The following is a 20,380-nucleotide window of genomic DNA, read 5'->3' on the forward strand; positions in this document are numbered from 1 at the left end:
ACGCGCTAGCCGCGGGCCGGCGCCGCATCGAGGCCGGCGCGCAGCAGCGCGTCCAGCAGGACCTGCAGTTTCGCCGCGCGGGCCTCGTCGTAGCGCACCGCGTCTTCGTCCATGTAGGTCGACTGCGCCAGCTCCAGCTGCACGGCATCGACGCCCTGCGACGGCTGGCCGTAGTGGCGGGTGATGTAGCCGCCCTTGAAGCGGCCGTTCACCACCCAGCGATAGTCCTGCTGCGCCGCCAGCACCGCCTCGAGCCGCGCCTGCCGGGCCGGCGAGCAGCTGGCGCCGGCCGCGGTGCCCAGGTTGAGGTCCGGCAGCCGGCCTTCGAACAGGAAGGGCACGGTGCCGCGGATCGAATGGCCTTCCCACAGCAGCACGCCGCCGTGGCGCGCGCGCAGGCGCGCCAGCTCTTCGGCCAAGGCGGCATGGTAGGGCCGCCAGTAGGTATCGACGCGTGCCCGCACCTCGTCGGGCGACGGCGCCTGCCCCGGCAGGTACACCGGTTCGCCGTCGAAGCGAACGGCCGGGCACAAGCCGGTGGTGTTCTGCCCCGGGTAGAGCGACACATCGTCGGGCGGGCGGTTGAGGTCGACGACGTAGCGCGAGAAACGCGGGACCAGCACCGAGGCGCCCAGCGCCCGCGCGAACGCGTACAGCCGGCTGACGAACCAGTCGGTGTCGGGCACGGCGCGCGCGGCCGGGGTCATCCGGGCGGCGAGGCCGTCGGGCAGCGCGGTGCCGTCGTGCGGCAGGCTCACCAGCAGCGGCACGTCGCCGCGATGCAGGTCGAAGACGGTCACGCGCCGCGCCCCTGGAACCGCGCCGGCGCGTAGGGCGCAGGGTCGATCTGCGGCGCCCGGCCCACCATCAGGTCCGCCATCAGCCGCCCGGTGCCGGCCGCCATGCCCACGCCCATCATGCCGTGGCCCGTGGCCAGCCACAGGTTGCTGTGCTTGGGCGAACGGCCCAGCAGCGGCAGATCGTCGACGCTCATCGGCCGCCAGCCGCACCAGGTCTCGCGCTTCTCGCCGCCCGGCGGCGACGCCAGGTACTGCGCCGCCCCGCGCTCGAGCGCGGCCAGGCGGGTGGCGTTGAGCCGGTCGTCGTAGCCGCTGAACTCCATCGTGCTGCCCAGCCGGAACCCGTCGTCCCAGGCCGTGACGCAGACGCTGCGCTCCTTGAGCACCAGCGGCCGCCGCGGCACCACCGCGGGGCGATCGTAGGTGATCGAATAGCCCTTGCCGGGCTGCACCGGGATATCGAGCCCCAGCATCTGGCCAAAGCGCGGCGACCAGGCGCCCATCGCCAGCAGCACCTTGCCGCCGCTGCGGCGGCCTTCGCTGGTCTGGACCGCATCGATGCCGTTGCGGCCGCGCTCCAGGCCGCCCACCAGCACGCCCTCCTCGATCACGCCGCCGGCCTCGCGGACGATGCGCGCCAGTTCGGCGGTGTAACGGTCCGGACGCAGCTGGGCGTCACCGGGGAAATGGATGGCGCCGGCCAGGCCCGGACGCAGCGCCGGTTCGTCGGCCGCCAGCGCCGCGCCGTCGAGCACCTGCGCACGGATGCCCAGCTCGGCCAGCAGGGGCAGGTCGCGCTGCTGTTTCTCCAGCGCGCGCTGGCCGCGGAATACGTAGTGGAAGCCGCTGGCCTCGAAGCCACAGTCCAGGCCCTGGCCATAGACCAGGTCCTCGGTCAGCGCGCGGGACAGATTGAGCAGCGCCCCCTTGGCCAGCCCCCCCTGGCGCCAGTCGGCCGGGTTGCAGCGGCCGGCGACGCGCATCAGCCAGCGCATCAGCGCCGGGTCCCAGCGCGGCTTGATGTAAAGCGGCGCCGACGGACTGAGCATCCAGCGCAGCGCCTGCCCCACCATGCCCGGCGCCGCCAGCGGCGGCGCGTGGCTGGGCGTGAGCGTGCCGCAGTTGCCCCAGGACGCCGCGCCGCCCACCCGCCCCTGTTCGAGGATGCGCACCGACCGGCCCTCGGCCAGCAGGTAGTGCGCGCAGGCGAGGCCGATCACGCCACCGCCCAGGATCAGGACATCCGCATCGCCGCTCTCGTTCATGGCCGTATTCTAGCCGGCCCGCCGCCCCGCGCCGGGGTCAGCGCCGCAGCGGCGGCCACCGAAGGTAGGTGGCGGACCGCCACAGCCACTCCATCGGCCCGATCCGGAACCGCGCCAGCCAGGCCTGGCTCAGCAGCACCTGCAGCAGGAAGAAGACCAGCACGAAGGGCAGCTGCCAGGCCCGCGGCAGCTGCCCGGCGAAGCCCAGTCCCCAGCCCGAGAAGATCCAGGTGCAGACCAACGACTGCAGCAGGTAATTGGTCAGCGCCATGCGGCCGGCCGGGGCCAGCCAGCGCAGGCGCGAGGCCGCGGCCGCCGACTGCAGCCCGCGCTGGATCAAGGCCAGGTAACCCAGCGCCATCAGCGTGCCGCCCACGTTGAACAGCCCCATCGCCGCGGTCGCCGGCAGGTCCGAGCGGCTGAAGTCGGTGCTCGGCGCGATCAGGCACGACACCAGCACCATCGCCAGCCCGACCGGCCAGCCGACCTTGCGCAGCTGCGCATACAGGATCGGGAACTCGCCGGGCCGCGCCATCGCCCCGCTGCGCACGAACCAGGCGCCCAGCAGGAACAGGCCCAGGATCTGCCAGCCGAAGAACGCCAGGTACCCCAGCATGTGCACCAGGTCCTCGCCGCGCTGGGCCACGCCCTCGGCCCAGGTGCCCGCGCCGAAGGCCTGGCGCTGCGCCTCGAGCACGGCCGCCATCTCGGCGCCCTGCGCGGCCATGGCCTTTTCCATTTCGGCGCTGCCGCCGGGCGACATCATCGCCAGCGACACCATCCCGCCCATCAGCAGGAAGAACAGCGACGGGGCCAGGATGAAGGCAATGCCCCACGCCGGCAGTCGGTCGACCGGCGTGCGCCGGAACAGGAGCATCAGCGGGAACGCCAACAGCGCGTAGGACACCAGCACGTCGCCGCTCCAGACCAGCAGCGCGTGCGCCAGGCCGATCGCCAGCAGCGCGAGGATGCGCCGCAGGTAGATGCCGAGGAAGGGGCGGCCGGCGGCTTCGGCCCGCTGCATCATCACCGCGAACCCCATGCCGAACAGCAGCGAGAACAGCGGGTAGAACTTGCCCTGCACGAACACGTAGACCAGCGCGTCGGCCCAGCGGTCCGCGCCGGACAGCGCCGGGTCGATGCCGGTCATCGCGCCCAGCAGCGGGCCGACCATGCCCTCGATGTTCATCAGCAGGATTCCCAGCAGCGCGAAGCCGCGCAGCACGTCCATGGCCTCGATGCGTTCGTGCGGGGCGACGGGCGCCAAGGGGGCCGGCGTGGACATGGGCGGCACTCCGTCCTGGGGGGAAGCCGCGATCATCCGGCCCGCCCGCGCCGACCGCAAGCCGCCGGAAACGACGAGGGCCCGCCGAAGCGGGCCCCCGTGTGCACCGATGGCGCGGGCGTCAGTGCTGCACGCCGCCGTCGCCGTGCACGTGGCCGTGGTCGATCTCGACCTGCTGGGCCTCGCGCACGTCCACGATCTCGACCTGGAAGACCAGGGTCTTGCCGGCCATCGGGTGGTTGAGGTCGACGTCGACCACGGTGGCGCCGACCTTGACCACGGTGACGGCGCGCGGGCCGGAATTGGTGCCCAGCAGGACCTGCTGGCCCGGCTGCAGGCGGGTTTCGCGGAAGTGCTTCTTGGGCACGCGCTGCACGAAGCCCTCGCGGCGATCGCCGTAGGCCTGGTCCGGGGTGACGGTGGTCTCGAACGTGTCGCCGGCGACGTGGTCCATCATCGCGGCCTCGAGGCCCGGGATGATGCTGCCGGTGCCGATCAGCACGGCCAGCGGCTCGCGATCCTTGGACGTCTCGGCCGGCGGCTGGCCGACTTCGGACACGGTGTAGTGGAAACGGACGACGCGGTTCTTCTCGATCTTCATGATGATTCCGGGTTGGGCCGGTGACGCGACCGGCGGGATGGGGCACACTCGGCCCGTGACAGCGAGCGCGCATTATCCCGGCCACCCCTGCCCGGCGCCAGTTCCCCGGGCGCGACCGGTCGGTCCCTGGCGCCAACCGCTGCGCCTGGCGGCGACCGCGCTGGTGCTGCTGGCACTGGCGGCCTGCTCTTCCGCGCCCCGGCGTGAATCCGCCGCGGCCCGCCCCGCCCCGCCGTCACTGCGCGTGGTCGACGTGGCCCCGGCCGACCCGCTGCGCGCCAACAACGTCCTGATGCGCGCCCTGGGCCTGGTCGGCACGCCCTACCGCTGGGGCGGCAACACGCCGGCCGGCGGCTTCGACTGCAGCGGCCTGGTGGGCTTCGTCTTCCGCGATGCCGCCCAGCTGTCGCTGCCGCGCACCACCCGCGAGATCGCCGAGGTCCGGGCCGACAAGCCACCGCGCGACCGGCTGGCGCCGGGCGACCTGGTGCTGTTCGGCAAACCCACGTTCCACGTCGGGATCTACGTCGGCGAAGGCCGGTTCGTGCACGCCCCCAGCACCGGCGGCACCGTCCGCCTCGACCGTCTGGACGGCCCCTACTGGGGCCGCCACTACGACGGCGCGCGCCGCGTCCTGGATTAGAAAAAGGGGTCATCGGGGTTCGGGGCGCAGCCAAAGCCAGGTGGCGACGATGGCCATGATCCCGGTGCCGATGGCGGCCATCCACCATTTCGGCGCGGTAAGGAAAAAGATCAGCGCGCACACGGCCATGCTGCCGATGGCCCACTGCTTGGCGCGGCGGCTGACCGAACCGGTGGCCTGCCAGTCGCGGATCATCGGGCCGTACAGGCGGTGCGCCAGCATCCAGGCGTGCAGGCGGTCGGAGCCGCGCGCGGCGGCGTAGGCGGCCAGCAGCACGAAGGGCGTGGTCGGCAGGCCCGGCAGGAAGATGCCGACGATGCCCAAGCCCAGGGCCAGGTAGGCCAGCAGCAGCCACAGCCAGCGCCGGGCGCGATGGCCCAGGCTCATTCGCCGCGCAGGCCCGCCACGGCCTGTTCGATGTCCTTGCTCAGCGCCATCACTTTCAGCGCGTAGTCGGCCAGGCGCTGGTCATCGGGGTCGGTCGGCCGCCAGGGCGGCACCGTCGACGGTTTGCCTTCCACGCCATCGAGCGCCACGAACACGATCACGCAGTGGGTGCACAGGCGCTCGCCGCCGTCCTGCATCGGGTCGCGGGCGCGCACGTCGACGGCGAAATGCATGCTGGACGTGCCGGTGTAGACCAGCTTGGCGGTCACCGTCACCAGGTCCGAGGTGCGGATCGGCGCGACGAAGCGGATGCCGCCCACCGCCACCGTGACGCTGTAGCGGCCGCTCCAGCCCACCGCGGCGGCGTAGCCGACCTGGTCGATCCATTTCATCACCACGCCGCCGTGGACCTTGCCACCGTAGTTGACGTCGGTGGGTTCGGCCAGGAAACGGAAGGTCAATTCGCGCTGTTCACCGCTCATGCGGTCGCTCCCGAGGTGGCGCCGGCGACGGCGTCGCGCACCGCGCGCTGGCGCATCGTCTCATGCAGTCGGTCGCGGTGCCCGGCCAGGTCGCGGGCCAGGTCGATGCGGCCGCCCGCGTCGCCGGCCGCCGGCTGCGCCGCACGCAGGCGGCAGAACTCGGCGTAGGCCTCGAGCACGTGGCGGATCCGGCCCAGCAGCAGCTCGAGCATGATGGCGTCGTCGAGCAGCCCGATCACCGCGACGTCGTCCGGGATCATGTCCTCCGGGTCGCTGAAATAGGCCAGCAGCCGCAGCAGCTCGGCGCGCTCGACCTGCGGCAGCGACCAGGCCTCGTCCTCGAGCATGTCGATCAGGCCGACGACCTGCCGAAGGGTCCGGCGGATGTAGCCCGGCGCGCAGGCGATCGGCAGGGTCTCGAGCGCGTGCCGGGCCGCCGCGACGATGTCGCACTCGTCGGCGCAGGCGACCCGCCGCTCGGCCCGTTCCAGGGCCTCGTGGAAGCGTTCGATGTCGCTCGGTTCGAGTTCAAAGGTGATCTTCACGCTGCAATCCTACGCCACCGCCGGCCCGTTGTAGGAGGGCCTCCAGGCCCGATGCTGGCCGGCGAAAGGCTTCGGGCCCGAAGGCCCTCCCGCCGCGGGGGGATGAACGCAGGGTTCAGCCCCGCTGGCCGAAACCCGCGCTTTCGCGTAGCATCCGCCCCGTTTGCTGCACGGCTGACCGTTTTCCCCCGGTATGCCCGCCACCCAGGCCCCGAGCGCTGCTCGCCCTGCGTCTGGCCCCACTCCGCACGCCTTTCGCTGCGCAAACCCGTCAGGACCGCCTTGGTCCCTGCCGTAAAACCAGCTTCACCAGCTCGCAGCGCGGTTTCAGGGAACGCTCCGGGTTACGCAACGGAGTACAACCATGTCTTTTGAAACCCTTGGGCTTGCGCCCGAGATCACCCGTGCGCTGGCCGAACTCGGCTACGCCAACCCGACCCCGATCCAGGCCGAAGCGATCCCGCTGGTCATGGCCGGCAACGACCTGATGGGCGGCGCCCAGACCGGCACCGGCAAGACCGCCGCGTTCTCGCTGCCCCTGCTGCACCGCCTGGCCCAGGCCGGCCCGGTCTCCGGTCCGCGCAAGCCGCGCGCGCTGGTGCTGGTCCCGACCCGCGAGCTGGCCGTGCAGGTGTTCGACAGCCTGCGCGCCTACGGCAAGCACCTGCGCCTGAACAGCACCACCATCTACGGTGGCGCCGGCATGCAGCCGCAGATCGACGCGCTGCGTCGCGGCGTCGACATCCTGGTGGCCACGCCGGGCCGCCTGCTCGACCATCTCGAGCGCCGCAGCGTCGACCTCTCGCACGTCGAGATCCTGGTGCTGGACGAAGCCGACCGCATGCTCGACATGGGCTTCCTGCCCGCGATCAAGCGCGTGATGGCCAAGATCCCGTCGCGTCGCCAGACCCTGCTCTTCTCCGCGACCTTCGAGGACGCGATCAAGAAGCTGGCGATGGAATTCCTGCGCGACCCGAAGGAAGTGCAGGTGTCGGTGCGCAACGCGGTGGCCACCAACGTCACCCACATCGTGCATCCGGTGGACGCGAGCCGTAAGCGCGACCTGCTGCTCGAGATCCTGTCCAAGCGCTACCAGGACCAGGTGCTCGTGTTCGGCCGCACCAAGCACGGCTGCAACCGCCTGTCGGAGCAGCTGGACAAGGCCGGCATCAACTCGGTCGCCATCCACGGCAACAAGAGCCAGGCCCAGCGCCTCAAGGCCCTGAAGGACTTCAAGTCCGGCAAGGCCCGCGTGCTGGTCGCCACCGACGTCGCCGCCCGCGGCCTCGACATCCCGCTGCTGCCGATGGTCATCAACTTCGACCTGCCGATGGTCGCGGAAGACTACGTGCACCGCATCGGCCGCACCGGCCGCGCCGGCGCCTCGGGCGAGGCGATCTCGCTGGTCTCGCACGACGAGGGCGGCCTGCTGCGCGCCATCCAGCGCGTGCTCAAGGCCGACATCGAGATGGTGGAAGTGGAAGGCTACTCGCCGCAGCGCCCGATCCGCATGGGCAACGACGCTCCGTCGGGCCGTCCGGCCGGTGGCCAGCGCCCCCCGCAGCGCCACGCCCGCCGTCCGCACGTGAACAACGGCGAGCGCCACGCGCACGCCGGCCCCAAGGGCCCGCGCGACGGCGCCCGCGGCCGCGGCAACGAGACGCGCACCGCGCGCTGATCCAAGCCCGCTGGCTTAAGAAAGAAAAGGCCGCCTTGTGCGGCCTTTTCTTTGGCCACGGATGAACACGGATGAACACGGATAAAGCGATTAGGCTTGGAGCTCGGCGACTCCATTCCAACGCTTTTCCCTATCCGTGTTTATCCGTGTTCATCCGTGGCCAAAAAACACCTGCGGCGAACCCCCAAGGCTTGTGTTCCGGCCGGGGCAGGCAGAAGCTTTGGCCATTCCACGGGGAGAGCGGACATGTTGCGGAGCGTGCTGGCGGTGCTGGCGGGGATCCTGGTCATGGGCATCATGGTCGCGGCGGTGCAGTGGCTGGGGCATTCGCTGTACCCGCCGCCGCCGGGGATCGATCCCACGAACCACGAGGCGATGATCGCGCTGATTTCGCAGATGCCGAAGATGGCCCTCGGCATAGTGCTGGTCGCCTACGCGTCCGGCACGTTCCTGGGTGCGTTCACCGCCACCACCATCAGCGTGGGGCACAAGCGCGGCGTCGCGATCGTGGTGGGACTGGTGATGCTTGCGCTGGTGGCCCTGAACTTCTCGGTCATCCCGCATCCCGCCTGGATGGTGGCGGCGGGCCTGGTCATTCCGCTGCCGTTCGCCCTGCTGGGCTGGCGCCTCGCACGCTGAGCCAGGCGCCGGTCAGCAGCAGCGCCACGGCGACGGCCTGGGTCCAGTGCGGCCGGGCCTGGCCGAAGGCGAGCAGCAGGCCGGTGGACAGGAGCGGCGCGGCGTAGGACAGGGTGCCGAGCACCGCGATGTCGCCGCGCTTGGTGCCGATGTCCCACAGCCAGAACGCGATGCCGGTCGGCCCCAGGCCCAGCAGCAGGATCAGCAGCCCCTGCCCCGGCGTCGGCCACACCGTGGTTTCCAGCGCCAGGTGGGCCACCGCGCCCAGCATGGCGACGAGCAGGCAGGCGCCGGCCATCGCCGTGCTGGGCACCGCGTCGAAGCGGCGGTTGAGCACCGAGAACAGCGACCACACCAGCGCCGCGCCCAGCGCAGCGCCATAGCCGGGCACGTGCACCGGATCGATCTGTACCCGCCCGCCGCGGGTGACCAGCAGCGCCGCGGCCGCCAGCCCCAGCATCGTGCCCAGCCACTGCGCCGGACGGACGCGGGCGCCGCCGACCAGCGCCGCGAACACCACGATCAGCAGCGGCCACAGGTAGTTGATCAGGTTCGCCTCGACCGCCGGCGCGTTCTTGAGGGCAATGAAGTACAGCGCGTGGTAGCCAAACAGTGCCGCCACGCACAGCGCCCCCGCCGCCACCGGCTGCCGCAGCGCCGCCAGCCCCGGGCCGCCCGGCCGCAGCAACAGCGCACAGCCCGCCAGCCCGGCCACGCCGAAGCCCATCGCCAGCAGCTGGAACGGCGGCACCGCGCCGGTGGCGCCGGTCAGCACCGCCAGCGACGACCACAGCAGCACCGCCGCGAACCCGGCCCCGGTGGCGCGCGCCGGCGTCATCAGGCCCGCGGCTCCGCGTCGTCCAGCCCGATCTCACCGGTGGCGCGGTCATACACCGCCTGGTCCAGCAGGCCGGTTTCCTTGGCCACCAGCACCGGCACCAGCACCTGGCCGGTGACGTTGGTCATGGTGCGCATCATGTCCAGCACGCGGTCGATGGCGACCAGGTAGCCGATGCCCTCGAGCGGCAGGCCGGCCGAGCTGAGCACCACGGTTGCCATCACCATCGCCGTGCCCGGCACGCCGGCGGTGCCGAAGCTGCCGAGCACCGAGGCCAGCAGGATCACGAAGTACTGAGAGGCGCTGAGCTCGATACCGAAGTACTGCGCCACGAACATCGCGGTCAGCGTCGGGAAGATCGCGCCGCAGCCGTCCATCTTGATGCTGGCGCCCAGCGGCACCGCGAACGCCGCGTACGCCTGCTTCACGCCCAGCGCGTGCGTGGCCGCGCGCAGCGAGGCCGGCAGCGCGGCGAAGCTCGACGAGGCCACGAACGCCACCTGCATCGCCGGCAGCGCGCCGCGCAGGAAGCGCATCGGGTTCAGCCCGTGCGCCAGCAGCAGCCCGCCGTAAACGAAGACGATGTGCAGCGCGCAGGCCAGGTAGAGCGCCAGCACGAAACCGCCCAGCGGCAGCAGCCGCTCGAAGCCGTAGCTGCCCACCAGCGCCGCGATCAGGCCGAAGGTGCCGATCGGGGTGACCTCGAGCACGAAGCGCGTCACCTGGATCATCACCTCGCTGGCCTCGCCGGCCAGGGCGCGCAGCTTCGCGGTCTTCTCGCCCAGCTTCACCAGCGCGAACCCGACCAGGCCGGCGAAGAAGATCACCTGCAGGATCTTGCCCTCGGCCAGCGCCGCGAAGGGGTTGGCCGGCACCACGTCCAGCAGCACGGCGACCGGGCCCGGCACGACCTTCTCGACGTAATTCTCCGCCACCGCCAGCTCGCCCAGGCCCAGGCCCGGCTGCATCACCCAGCCCACCGCCAGCGCCACGCCCACCGCCAGCGCGGCCGTGGCCGCGAACCAGGCGAAGGTGCGCCCGCCCAGGGCCGCCACCGACTGCTGCCCGGCCAGGCTGGCCACGGCGTTGATGACCGCGAAGAACACCAGCGGCGTGGCGATCATCTTGATCAGGGTGACGTACAGGGTGCCCAACGGCTGGAACCAGGCCGCGGCCTGTCCACCCAGGGCCCAGCCGGCCAGGGCGCCCAGCACGAAGCCGGCCAGGACACGCTGCCAGAAGGGAATGCGGAACCAACGGGAGACCAGGGACATCAGGAGGACCTCGGGACGCGTGGACGGACGATACCGGGAGGCCGGCACCGGGTCATCCGGTTCTTCACGCCCGGAAACTCAGCGTTGCAGGCGATAATGGCGGCCTGTCCCCGGAGCACCCCATGACCCTGATCCTGTTCCTCGCCGGCCTGGCGCTGCTGATCGTCGGCGCCGACCTCCTCGTCCGCGGCGCCTCGCGCCTCTCGCTTTCGCTGGGCATCGCCCCGCTGGTGGTCGGCCTGACGGTCGTCGCCTTCGGCACCAGCGCCCCCGAGCTCGCGGTCTCGGTGAAGGGTGCGCTCGATGGCCAGACCGACATCGCCCTGGGCAACGTGGTCGGCAGCAACATCCTCAACGTCCTTTTCATCCTGGGCATCTCGGCGCTGCTGGCGCCGCTGATCGTGGACCGCCGGCTGATCCGCCAGGAAGTCCCGATCCTGATCGGACTGAGCCTGCTGGTGGGCTGGATGGCCATGGACCTGCGGATCTCGTTCGCCGAGGGCAGCGTGCTGGTGGGCGTGATGGCCGGTTACGTCCTGTTGCTGTACTTCCAGGGCCGAAACGCATCCCCTGAAGAGGTGGCCGACGACCTGCTGCCCGCCGCGCCCGGCTGGCTGGCGAAGCTGCCCGTGCAGCTGCTGCTGATCGCAGTGGGCCTGGGCATGCTGGTGCTGGGCTCGCAGTGGCTGGTGGACTCCGCCACCGTGTTCGCCACCGCGCTGGGCGTCAGCCCGCTGGTGATCGGCCTGACCATCGTGTCCCTGGGCACCTCGCTGCCGGAGGTCGCCACCTCGGTCATCGCGGCCCTGCGCGGCGAGCGCGAGATCGCGGTCGGCAACGTGCTGGGCAGCAACATCTTCAACATCGTCTGCGTGCTGGGCATCAGCTCCATGGTGTCGGGCGACGGCCTGGTGGTGCCGCCCGCCCTGCTCGCCTTCGACCTGCCGGTGATGATCGCGGTGGCCGTGGCCCTGCTGCCGGTGCTGTTCACCGGCCACCTGATCGCCCGCTGGGAAGGCGCGGTGTTCCTGGGCTACTACGTCGCCTACACCACCTACCTGGTGCTGTACGCGCAGGCGCACGACGCCCTGGACGAGTTCAGCCTGGTGATGCGCTCGGTGGTGATCCCGCTCACCGTGATCACGCTGGGCGTGGTGGCGATGCGGGAACTGCGCCACCGGCGCCGCGCCTGAGCCTCAGAACGGCTTGAAGTAGACCAGCCAGAGGATCGGCACCAGCAGCACCAGCGGCACTTCGTTGAACCAGCGCAGGGCCGTGGGCGACGGCAGCGGCCCGCCCGCCTCGGCCTTCTTGATCCAGCGGCCGGTGAAGATGAAGTGGCCCAGCATCAGCAGCACCAGGGTCAGCTTCGCGTGCAGCCAGCCGCCGGCGACGCCGAAGTGCATCCACAGGGTCAGGCCGAACAGCAGCGCGAGGCCGAACATCACGTGGCCGAAGCGGTACAGCCGCCGGCCCATCAGCGCCAGCCGCGCCCGCACGGCCGGCTCGGTGCCGGCCTCGGCCAGGTTCACCAGGATGCGCGGCAGGTAGAACACCGTGGCCATCCAGGAAATCACGAACAGCACGTGCAGCAGCTTGGTCCAGAGGTAAGGCATGGGGCGGGGATGTCCTGGTCGGGGGTGGAAGGATCGGGTTCGGTCGGCGGCGCCGGCTCAGCGGCAGTTCGGGCGACGACCGGCGGCGCGCGCCTGCTCGTAGACGGGCATCAGGCCCGGCGCGGCGGCCGCGAGCGTCTGGATGCGGCGCTGCGGGTCCGGGTGGGTCGACAGCCAGGCCGGCGGACGGCTGCCGCCGGCCTGCTTGAGCATGTTCTCCCACAGCGTCGACGCCGCGCGCGGGTCGAAGCCGGCGCTGGCCATGTAGCGCTGGCCCAGCACGTCGGCCTCGGTTTCGTGCTGGCGCGAGAACGGCAGCGCGATGCCGGCCTGCGCGCCGAGGCCCAGCAGGCCCATCAGCTGCTGGCGCTCGCCGCCGGTGGCGCTGTTGAGCACCTGCAGCGCGGTGTCGGTGGCGAACTGGTTGGAAACGCGTTCGGCGGCGTGGCGCGAAATGACGTGGCCCAGCTCGTGGCCGATCACCGAGGCCAGCTGGTCCTGGTTGGCGGCGACCTTCAGCAGGCCGGTGTGCACGCCGACCTTGCCGCCCGGCAGGGCGAAGGCGTTGGCGCTGGCGTCGTCGATCAGCACCACTTCCCACGGCTTGCTGCGCGCGGGCTCGGGCAGCTGGGCGATCAGGGCGCGGGCGACGCAGTTGACGTAGCGCGACCCGGCCGGATCGCGGGCGAGCTTGCCGCTGGTCTTGATCTGGGTGAAGGCGGTGGCGCCCATCCGGTCCATGTCGGCATCGCTGACCAGGATCAGCTGCGATCGCCCGGTGGGCGTGGTGGTGCAGGCGGCGGCGAGGCCCAGGCCCAGCAGGGCGGCGAGTTTCAGGGGGCGAAGGCGCATGGGGCTCTCCATCTCGGACCGGGCCCACATGATTGGCGCTTCGTCCCGGGGCCGCAAGCGGGGCCCGGTTCAGGTCCCTGAAGCGCCGCTGGGGTACAATCCCGCGCCTTCTTCGTCAGCCGTGGTGTGCCGGTATGCGAAGTCTTCCCGACCCGATCGGACCCAGACCTACGGAACCCTGATGACCGCCCAGACCAACGAGGCGCCCAACGCGCCGATGATTTTTCGCGACCTCGCCCTCAGCGAGCCCCTGATCAAGGTGCTGGGCGAGCTCGGCTACGAGACCCCCTCCCCGATCCAGGCCGCGACCATCCCGCACCTGCTGGCCGGCCGTGACGTGCTGGGCCAGGCCCAGACCGGCACCGGCAAGACCGCTGCGTTCGCGCTGCCGATCCTGTCGCAGATCGACCTGTCCCAGACGAAGCCGCAGGCCCTGGTGCTGGCGCCCACCCGCGAACTGGGCATCCAGGTCGCCGAGGCCTTCCAGCGCTACGCCACCCACATGCCGGGCTTCCACGTGCTGCCGATCTACGGCGGCCAGAGCTATGGCCCGCAGCTGCAGGCGCTGCGCCGCGGCGTGCACGTCGTGGTCGGCACCCCGGGCCGCATCATCGACCACCTGGACAAGGGCTCGCTGGACCTGTCGCTGCTCAGGAACCTGGTGCTGGACGAAGCCGACGAAATGCTGCGCATGGGCTTCATCGACGACGTCGAGGCGATCCTGAAGAAGATGCCGGCCGTGCGCCAGACCGCGCTGTTCTCGGCCACCATGCCGCACGCGATCCGCCGCATCGCCCAGACCTACCTCAAGGACCCGGTGGAAGTCACCATCGAGGCCAAGACCCGCACCGCCGAGAACATCCGCCAGCGCAGCTGGGAAGTCAGCGGCATGCACAAGCTCGACGCGCTCACCCGGATCCTCGAGGCCGAGCCCTTCGACGCCATGATCGTCTTCGCGCGCACCAAGCTGGCCACCGACGAGCTGGCCGAGAAGCTGCAGGCCCGGGGCTTCGCCGCCGCCGCCATCAACGGCGACGTGGTGCAGGCCCAGCGCGAGCGCACCATCCAGCAGCTCAAGGACGGCAAGATCGACATCCTGGTCGCCACCGACGTGGCCGCCCGCGGCCTCGACGTCGAGCGCATCAGCCACGTGCTCAACTACGACGTGCCGCACGACACCGAAAGCTACGTGCACCGCATCGGCCGCACCGGCCGCGCCGGCCGCAGCGGCGAGGCGATCCTGTTCATCGCCCCGCGCGAAAGGAACCTGCTGCGCGCGATCGAACGCGCCACCCGCCAGCCGATCACGCCGATGGAGCTGCCGACCATCGCCGACGTCAACGACGTGCGCAAGACCAAGTTCAAGCAGCAGATCAGCGACACCCTGGCCGCCGGCGAGCTGGTCGAGTTCCGCAAGCTGATCGAGGACTTCGAGCGCGAGAAGAACATCCCCGCCATCGAGATCGCCGCCGCCCTGGCCAAGATGGCCCGCGGCGACGTGCCGCTGCTGATGGAGCCGCCGAAGTTCGAGGCCAAGAAGCGCGCCTTCGACCGCGACGTCGCCGCGGCCACCGACAAGTTCGCCCGCCCCTCGCGCTTCGACAAGCCCGAGCGCGGCGAGCGCCCGGCGCGCACCGAGCGCCCGGAGCGCCCGGCCTTTGCCAAGAAAGTGCGGGAGGCGCGCACGCCCGACGAGGGCAAGTCCACCTTCCGCATCGAGGTCGGCTACGACCACGGCGTGAAGCCGGGCAACATCGTCGGCGCCATCGCCAACGAGGCCGGCCTGGACGCCAAGCACATCGGCCGCATCGAGATCTTCGAGGACCACACCCTGCTGGACCTGCCCGACGGCATGCCGGCCGACGTGATGCAGCACCTCAAGACGGTCTGGTGCGCCGGCCAGCAGCTGCGCATCACGCGCGACGGCGAAACGCCGGACACCGCCGGCAAGTCGTCCGGCAAGCCGGGCTTCGGCAAGAAGCCCTTCGCCGGCGGCAAGAAGGAGTTCGGTCCGCGCAAGTTCGGCGGCGACAAGCCGCCGTTCAAGAAGCCGCACCGCAAGGGTCCGTCGAACGACTGAGCCCTGTCCTTGCAGCACCCCCGCGAACGCCCGGCCCTGCCGGGCGTTTCGCGTTGCGGCGTCAGCGCATCGACGCGCCTGCGCCGAGGGTCTGCTGCAGCAACGGCAGGTGCGGGCGCAGAAGTTCGGCGTTGTGGTGCGCGGCTTCGCGGCCGGCGTCATCCTCGGGCGCGGCGGCCGGCAGGCCCGGGATGCCAGCCAGGCCGGGCATCTCCCCCACGTCTACCAGCAGCGGCAGCGCGGCCAGCGCCTGCCGCCGCACGAAGGCGTACTCCTCGCGGGAGAGCCCGGCCTCGTTGACCCCAGCGGCCTGGGCCGCCTTCAGCCGCCCCAGCAGCGCCGTGGTCTCGCGGTAGGCGGTGGCCATGTCCTCCAGGCTCGGGGCCTGGTCGGCACCCCGCGCCGACTGCGCAGCGCTGGCGCGCTCAGCCAGCACGCGCAAATCCGAGCCCATCTCGCGAACCACCACTTCCTGCACCTTCACCAGCGCCGCGACCTGCGCGGGCGTGAGGCGGCCGTCGGCGGGCGCGTCATAGGGTGACTGGTTGGTGATGTCCTGGCCCAGGTCCAGACTCGTCGCCCAGTCCTTGGCGTCGGAAACCATGTCCACGCCGGCGCCCCACATCGGCCGCACCAGGAACCACCAGGCCGCGCCCGCGCCGATCACCATCACCACCACCACGACCAGGCAACCGGTCAGCACCTTCTTCGCCGCCATAACGTTTCCTCCTCAGTCCGCCGAACGACGGCGGCGGCGCAGCATCATCCGGACCACCCACGCCACTACGAGCAGCAGCAACGCGAACGGCAGCAGGGCCACCACCAGGGTCAGCAGCACGGCGACGCTGGTGTCGAGCGTTGAAAGCGAGTCGCGCAGCGCCTCGCCCACCTCCGAGCTGGCCACCGTCACCTGCGACGACGTGAACCGAAGCGTCAGCAGGTTGGTGCGGATGCGCCTTTGCTGCTGGGCGGCCTCCTGCTCCGAGGCCTGAAGCTCGGTCTCGATCTGGGCCAGCTGGTTGCTCAGGGCGATGAGGTCCTCGGCCTTGATATCCCGGCGCGCCAGGAATTCGCTCAGGCGCTGGTGCTGGGTGCGCAGGCGCTGCTGGCGCAGGCCGTTGTCGCGCACGGCGTCCGCGAGGTCTTCGGCCTCGGTGCTGCGCTGGAAAAGCTCGCCGCCCTCGGCGGCCATCGCGACCAGCGGCTCGATGGCCTTCGGGTCGGCTCGCAGCCTTAGCTTGCCTTCGGGCCACTGGCCGCTGCTCTGCTCTTCGGCGAGCACGGTGCAGCTGCCATGGCGCGCTTCCATACAGGCGCTGCGCACCGCCGAAACCCGCGCGGCGATGTCCGGCCCCGGTATGCGCACGGTGGCGTCGTGCGAATAGGCCAGGAAACTGCCTTCCGCGTTGGCCTGGCCGACCAGGCCCCGGGACGCGTCGGCACTTCCCGTGGCCGCCGACATCGGGTCTGAATTCTTGCTGCATGCGCCGGCACCTAGCGCGAGCAGCAGCAACAACGGAAGGGCGGAAAGGCGCATGCGTCATCCTGGCTCGGGAAATCCGGTCCCCAGATTATCCGAAACCGGCCGGTTGGGCCCCGGCGCCGCTATCATTCCCGCCACATGAAGACCGCCCGCCCCCTGCCGTCGTGACCACCTCCGCCGACGTGATCGTGATCGGCGGCGGCGCCGCTGGACTGATGTGCGCGCTTACGGCCGGCCGCCGTGGGCGCCGCGTGCACGTCATCGAGCACACCAACCGCTGCGGCAAGAAGATCCTGATGTCGGGCGGCGGCCGCTGCAACTTCACCAATACCGGCACCACGCCCGCCAACTTCATCTCGGCGAACCCGCATTTCTGCAAGTCGGCGCTGGCGCGCTACCGGCCCGAGCACTTCATCGCGATGGTGGACGCGCACGGCATCGCCTGGCACGAGAAGGAGCTGGGGCAGCTGTTCTGCAACGACTCGTCCAAGCAGATCGTGGCGATGCTGCTCGAGGAATGCGCGCGGGCCGGCGTCGTGGTGCAAGTGGGCTGCGCGGTGGCCTCGGTGGCGGCGATGGCCGGCGGCGGCTACCGGGTGGAGACCTCGCAGGGCCCGCTGACGGCGCCGTCGCTGGTGGTGGCCACCGGCGGCCTGTCGATCCCCAGCATGGGCGCCACCGGCTTCGGCTACGCGCTGGCGCGGCAGTTCGGGCACGCGGTGCTGCCGACCCGCGCGGGCCTGGTGCCGCTGACGCTCAGCGGCAAGCACCAGGAACGCTATGCCGACCTGGCCGGCGTGTCCTTCCCGGTGTCGGCCCGCTGCGGCAAGGCCCGCTTCGACAACGCGCTGCTGGTGACCCACCGGGGCCTGAGCGGCCCCAGCATCCTGCAGGTCTCGTCGCACTGGGAACCGGGCAAGGACCTGCGGCTCGACCTGCTGCCCGACCGCGACGCCGAGGCCTGGCTGCTCGAGCGCCAGGCCGCGAAGCCCGCGGCCGAGCTCAAGACCGTGCTGGCCGAAGCCTTCCCGCAGCGCTTCGCCCAGCGCCTGTGCGAGGCCTGGTTCGTCAACAAGCCGATGCGCCAGTACACCCACCGCGAACTGCCCGACATCGCCCGGCAGCTGGCCGACTGGCCCATCGTCGCCAGCGGCACCGAGGGCTACCGCACCGCCGAAGTGACCCTGGGCGGCGTGGACACCCGCGAGGTGTCGTCCGCCACCCTGGAGTCCCGGCACGCACCGGGCCTGTACTTCGTCGGCGAAGTGCTCGACGTCACCGGCTGGCTGGGCGGCTACAACTTCCAGTGGGCCTGGGCTTCGGGCCACGCCGCCGGCATTGCCGCCTGAACGCGTCAACCCGTTAAAGCGGTACCGGGTTCATTTTCTTTCTCCAGTGAGACGGATGCGGCCTTCGCCCTGCCCGTCTCACTGGAGAAAGAAAATGAACCCGGTACCGCTGCTCACGTGGCCCGTACGGAGCGGTATGGTAGAGTCCGCGCTCCCTTCCACGCCGGCCTGCCTCCATGCCCCAGTACACCGCCCCGCTGCGCGACATGCATTTCGTCCTGTTCGACCTGCTCAAGGTCGAGGACGAGCTCAAGGCGCTCCCCCGCTACGCCGACGTTGATCGGGACACCATCGAGGCGGTGCTCGAGGAAGGCGCGAAGTTCGCCAGCCAGGTCATCCAGCCGCTCAACCAGGTCGGCGACCGCGAGGGTTGCACCTGGCACGGCGACGGCGTCGTCACCGCCCCGCCCGGCTTCAAGGCGGCCTACGCGCAGTTCGTCGAGGCCGGCTGGCCTTCGGTCAGCTGCGACCCCGACTTCGGCGGCCAGGGCCTGCCGGCCATCGTCAATAACCGCCTGTACGAGATGTGGAATTCGGCCAACCAGGCCTGGCTGATGTACCCGGGCTTGTCGCACAGCGCCTACGAGTGCCTGCACGCCTTCGGCACCGACGAGCAGAAGCAGGTCTACCTGACCCGGATCGTCTCGGGCGAATGGACCGGCACCATGTGCCTGACCGAGCCGCACTGCGGCACCGACCTGGGCATCCTCAAGACCAAGGCCGAGCCGAACGGCGACGGCAGCTACGCGCTCAGCGGCACCAAGATCTTCATCAGCGCCGGCGAACACGACCTGGCCCCGAACATCCTGCACCTGGTGCTGGCCCGCCTGCCCGACGCCCCCGCCGGCACCAAGGGCATCTCGCTGTTCCTGGTGCCCAAGTTCATCCCCGATGCCAATGGCCAGCCCGGCGAGCGCAATGCCATCCAGGCCGGCTCGATCGAACACAAGATGGGCATCCACGGCAACGCCACCTGCGTGATCAACATGGACGGCGCCCGCGGCTGGCTGATCGGCGAGCCGAACAAGGGCCTGGCGGCGATGTTCGTGATGATGAACTCGGCGCGCCTGGGCGTCGGCATGCAGTCGCTGGGCCAGGCCGAGGCCGCGCACCAGAATGCCGTGGCCTACGCCCGGGACCGCCTGCAGGGCCGCGCGCCGGCCGGCGCCGCGCAGCCGGACAAGGCCGCCGACCCGATCATCGTGCACCCGGACGTGCGCCGCATGCTGCTCACCAGCCGCGCCTACACCGAGGCCGGCCGCGCCTTCACCACCTGGACCGCGCTGCTGATCGACCGCGAGCACGCGCATCCGGACCCGGCCGTGCGCGAGGAAGCCGACGAACTGATGGCGCTGCTGACGCCGGTGGTCAAGGCCTTCATCACCGACAACGCCTGGGAAACGACCACGCTTTGCCAGCAGGTCTACGGCGGCCACGGCTACATCGCCGAATGGGGCATGGACCAGTTCGTGCGCGACTCGCGCATCAACATGATCTACGAGGGCACCAACGGCATCCAGGCGCTCGACCTGCTGGGCCGCAAGGTGCTGATGGACGGCGGCAAGAAGTTCGGCCGCTTCGCCGCGCTGATCCAGGGCTTCCTCAAGGAGCACGCCGGCAACGCCGCGATGGCCGAATTCACCGGCCCGCTGGCGAAGCTGCTGGCCGACACCGCCGCCCTGACCAAGGACATCGGCGCGCGCGCCCAGTCCCATCCCGACGAAGTGGGCGCGGCTTCGGTGCCCTACCTGCGCATCATCGGCCACCTGGCCTACGCGTGGATGTGGGCGCGGATGGCGGCGGTGTCGCTCGACAAGGGCGGCGACCGCTTCCACGCCACCAAGCTGGCGACGGCGCGCTTCTACTACGCGTGGCTGCTGCCGGAAACCGCGCAGCAGTTCCTGGCGGCGCGGGCCGGCGCGGCGACGCTGATGGCGACGGCGGCCGAGGACTTCTGAAGCTTCGGGCCTTCAGGCCCGAACCGCGGCTACTTAGTGAAAAGCCGGCGCCAGCCGGCCGGCCCGAGCTCGCGCAGCGTGCGGATGTTCGCTTCGTAGATCCGGTCCGCCTCCGGGAAGGCGGCCACCGCCTTGTCCACGCTGTCCTCCCGCAGCAGGTGCAGCGTCGGGTACGGCGCGCGGTTGCTGAAGTTGGCCATGTCGTCCGGTTCGCTGTCGGCGAACTGGTACTGCGGATGGAAGCTGGCGACCTGCAGCACGCCGTCCAGCCCGAGCTCCTCGACCGCCGCGTCGGCGATGTCGAGGAAATCGTTGTAGTCCAGGAAATCGCCCAGCACCCCGGGATGCACCAGCAGCGTGGTCTCGATGTCGCCAGGGTCGGCCGAGGCCAGCAGCTGCAGCTCATGCAGCAGGTCCTCGAGCAGGGCCTCCTCGGTCGCGGCCTGGCTGACGACGTAGCGGACCTGCCGCTTCACGTGCACGGCCTTGGCGAACGGGCACAGGTTCAGGCCGATCACGGCCTTCTCCAGCCAGTCGCGCATCGCGGCCAGCACCACTTCGTCGGACAGGGGTTCGTCGCCGTGCATCGGATCGTGCGGATTCAT

At 70.8% G+C, this 20,380-nt stretch carries 21 protein-coding genes; 7 read left to right on the forward strand and 14 right to left on the reverse strand.

The annotated features are described in order from the left end of the window. Positions 1 to 5 precede the first annotated feature (5 nt). The 4 genes from hutG to VFQ84_RS08650 form a co-directional block, all read right to left on the reverse strand. A complete protein-coding gene (gene hutG, locus VFQ84_RS08635; RefSeq protein WP_325131223.1) occupies positions 6 to 800 on the reverse strand; it encodes an N-formylglutamate deformylase in 795 nt (264 codons plus the stop codon). Next, positions 797 to 2,065, reverse strand: a complete 1,269-nt coding sequence (locus VFQ84_RS08640) for an NAD(P)/FAD-dependent oxidoreductase (protein ID WP_325131224.1) — start codon at positions 2,063 to 2,065, stop codon at positions 797 to 799. The genes hutG and VFQ84_RS08640 overlap by 4 nt, the downstream gene beginning before the upstream one ends. A 37-nt stretch (positions 2,066 to 2,102) precedes the next feature. Further along, positions 2,103 to 3,350 carry a DUF418 domain-containing protein gene (locus VFQ84_RS08645; RefSeq protein ID WP_325131225.1) on the reverse strand — a complete coding sequence of 416 codons (1,248 nt, stop codon included), beginning with the start codon at positions 3,348 to 3,350 and terminating at the stop codon, positions 2,103 to 2,105. Between the two features lie 121 nt (positions 3,351 to 3,471). Then, a complete protein-coding gene (locus VFQ84_RS08650; protein WP_325131226.1) occupies positions 3,472 to 3,951 on the reverse strand; it encodes a peptidylprolyl isomerase in 480 nt (159 codons plus the stop codon). Between the two features lie 37 nt (positions 3,952 to 3,988). On the opposite strand from VFQ84_RS08650, the gene VFQ84_RS08655 reads away from it, so the two are divergent. Beyond that, positions 3,989 to 4,594: a C40 family peptidase gene (locus tag VFQ84_RS08655; RefSeq protein WP_414637022.1), complete on the forward strand. Its 606-nt coding sequence runs from the start codon at positions 3,989 to 3,991 to the stop codon at positions 4,592 to 4,594. A 9-nt stretch (positions 4,595 to 4,603) separates the two neighbouring features. Here VFQ84_RS08655 and VFQ84_RS08660 read toward each other — a convergent pair whose 3' ends face one another. Genes VFQ84_RS08660 through VFQ84_RS08670 form a run of 3 tightly spaced genes read right to left on the reverse strand, consistent with a single transcriptional unit; the run spans position 4,604 to position 6,008 of the window. After that, a complete protein-coding gene (locus VFQ84_RS08660) occupies positions 4,604 to 4,981 on the reverse strand; it encodes a YbaN family protein (RefSeq protein WP_325131227.1) in 378 nt (125 codons plus the stop codon). Then, on the reverse strand, positions 4,978 to 5,463 hold the full coding sequence (locus VFQ84_RS08665; protein WP_325131228.1) for an acyl-CoA thioesterase: 486 nt from the start codon (positions 5,461 to 5,463) through the stop codon (positions 4,978 to 4,980). Before VFQ84_RS08665 ends, VFQ84_RS08660 begins: the two co-directional genes overlap by 4 nt. After that, complete coding sequence (locus VFQ84_RS08670) at positions 5,460 to 6,008, reverse strand: YkvA family protein (protein WP_325131229.1); 549 nt, start codon at positions 6,006 to 6,008, stop codon at positions 5,460 to 5,462. The genes VFQ84_RS08665 and VFQ84_RS08670 overlap by 4 nt, the downstream gene beginning before the upstream one ends. 364 nt (positions 6,009 to 6,372) lie before the next feature. Here VFQ84_RS08670 and VFQ84_RS08675 point away from each other — a divergent pair, with 364 nt between their 5' ends. Together VFQ84_RS08675 and VFQ84_RS08680 are read left to right on the forward strand one after the other, a co-directional pair. Further along, positions 6,373 to 7,686, forward strand: coding sequence for a DEAD/DEAH box helicase (locus VFQ84_RS08675; RefSeq protein ID WP_325131230.1), 1,314 nt, complete (start codon positions 6,373 to 6,375; stop codon positions 7,684 to 7,686). A 246-nt stretch (positions 7,687 to 7,932) separates the two neighbouring features. Then, entirely contained in the window at positions 7,933 to 8,325 is a 393-nt protein-coding gene (locus VFQ84_RS08680; RefSeq protein ID WP_325131231.1) for a hypothetical protein, read from the forward strand. Here the strand turns inward: VFQ84_RS08680 and VFQ84_RS08685 are convergent. Then, positions 8,279 to 9,163 carry a DMT family transporter gene (locus VFQ84_RS08685; protein ID WP_325131232.1) on the reverse strand — a complete coding sequence of 295 codons (885 nt, stop codon included), beginning with the start codon at positions 9,161 to 9,163 and terminating at the stop codon, positions 8,279 to 8,281. The two genes, VFQ84_RS08680 and VFQ84_RS08685, sit on opposite strands and share 47 nt — an antisense overlap. Then, positions 9,163 to 10,437, reverse strand: coding sequence for a dicarboxylate/amino acid:cation symporter (locus tag VFQ84_RS08690; protein WP_325131233.1), 1,275 nt, complete (start codon positions 10,435 to 10,437; stop codon positions 9,163 to 9,165). The genes VFQ84_RS08685 and VFQ84_RS08690 overlap by 1 nt, the downstream gene beginning before the upstream one ends. Before the next feature lie 122 nt (positions 10,438 to 10,559). On the opposite strand from VFQ84_RS08690, the gene VFQ84_RS08695 reads away from it, so the two are divergent. Continuing rightward, positions 10,560 to 11,630: a calcium/sodium antiporter gene (locus tag VFQ84_RS08695; protein ID WP_325131234.1), complete on the forward strand. Its 1,071-nt coding sequence runs from the start codon at positions 10,560 to 10,562 to the stop codon at positions 11,628 to 11,630. 3 nt (positions 11,631 to 11,633) lie between these two features. Here VFQ84_RS08695 and VFQ84_RS08700 read toward each other — a convergent pair whose 3' ends face one another. Further along, the gene (locus tag VFQ84_RS08700; RefSeq protein ID WP_325131235.1) at positions 11,634 to 12,053 is read right to left on the reverse strand and encodes a CopD family protein; all 420 of its coding nucleotides are present in this window, start codon (positions 12,051 to 12,053) and stop codon (positions 11,634 to 11,636) included. A 57-nt stretch (positions 12,054 to 12,110) separates the two neighbouring features. Then, positions 12,111 to 12,905: a M48 family metallopeptidase gene (locus tag VFQ84_RS08705; RefSeq protein WP_325131236.1), complete on the reverse strand. Its 795-nt coding sequence runs from the start codon at positions 12,903 to 12,905 to the stop codon at positions 12,111 to 12,113. A 181-nt stretch (positions 12,906 to 13,086) separates the two neighbouring features. Between VFQ84_RS08705 and VFQ84_RS08710 the strand changes: the two genes are divergently transcribed. Beyond that, positions 13,087 to 14,985 (forward strand): DEAD/DEAH box helicase, encoded by a 1,899-nt coding sequence (locus VFQ84_RS08710; protein ID WP_325131237.1) that lies wholly within the window; start codon positions 13,087 to 13,089, stop codon positions 14,983 to 14,985. Between the two features lie 61 nt (positions 14,986 to 15,046). Here the strand turns inward: VFQ84_RS08710 and VFQ84_RS08715 are convergent, their stop codons facing one another. Together VFQ84_RS08715 and VFQ84_RS08720 are read right to left on the reverse strand one after the other, a co-directional pair. After that, a complete protein-coding gene (locus VFQ84_RS08715) occupies positions 15,047 to 15,703 on the reverse strand; it encodes a hypothetical protein (protein ID WP_325131238.1) in 657 nt (218 codons plus the stop codon). A 12-nt stretch (positions 15,704 to 15,715) separates the two neighbouring features. Further along, complete coding sequence (locus VFQ84_RS08720) at positions 15,716 to 16,522, reverse strand: DUF4349 domain-containing protein (protein WP_325131239.1); 807 nt, start codon at positions 16,520 to 16,522, stop codon at positions 15,716 to 15,718. Between the two features lie 110 nt (positions 16,523 to 16,632). On the opposite strand from VFQ84_RS08720, the gene VFQ84_RS08725 reads away from it, so the two are divergent. Both VFQ84_RS08725 and VFQ84_RS08730 read left to right on the forward strand, forming a co-directional pair. Then, positions 16,633 to 17,817: an NAD(P)/FAD-dependent oxidoreductase gene (locus VFQ84_RS08725; RefSeq protein WP_325131240.1), complete on the forward strand. Its 1,185-nt coding sequence runs from the start codon at positions 16,633 to 16,635 to the stop codon at positions 17,815 to 17,817. Positions 17,818 to 17,993: 176 nt separating this feature from the next. Further along, complete coding sequence (locus VFQ84_RS08730) at positions 17,994 to 19,775, forward strand: acyl-CoA dehydrogenase C-terminal domain-containing protein (RefSeq protein ID WP_325131241.1); 1,782 nt, start codon at positions 17,994 to 17,996, stop codon at positions 19,773 to 19,775. Between the two features lie 29 nt (positions 19,776 to 19,804). Here the strand turns inward: VFQ84_RS08730 and VFQ84_RS08735 are convergent, their stop codons facing one another. Beyond that, the gene (locus VFQ84_RS08735; protein WP_414637023.1) at positions 19,805 to 20,380 is read right to left on the reverse strand and encodes a DUF1415 domain-containing protein; all 576 of its coding nucleotides are present in this window, start codon (positions 20,378 to 20,380) and stop codon (positions 19,805 to 19,807) included.

The sequence above is a fragment of the Arenimonas sp. genome, assembly GCF_035721105.1.
Taxonomy (GTDB): domain Bacteria; phylum Pseudomonadota; class Gammaproteobacteria; order Xanthomonadales; family Xanthomonadaceae; genus Arenimonas.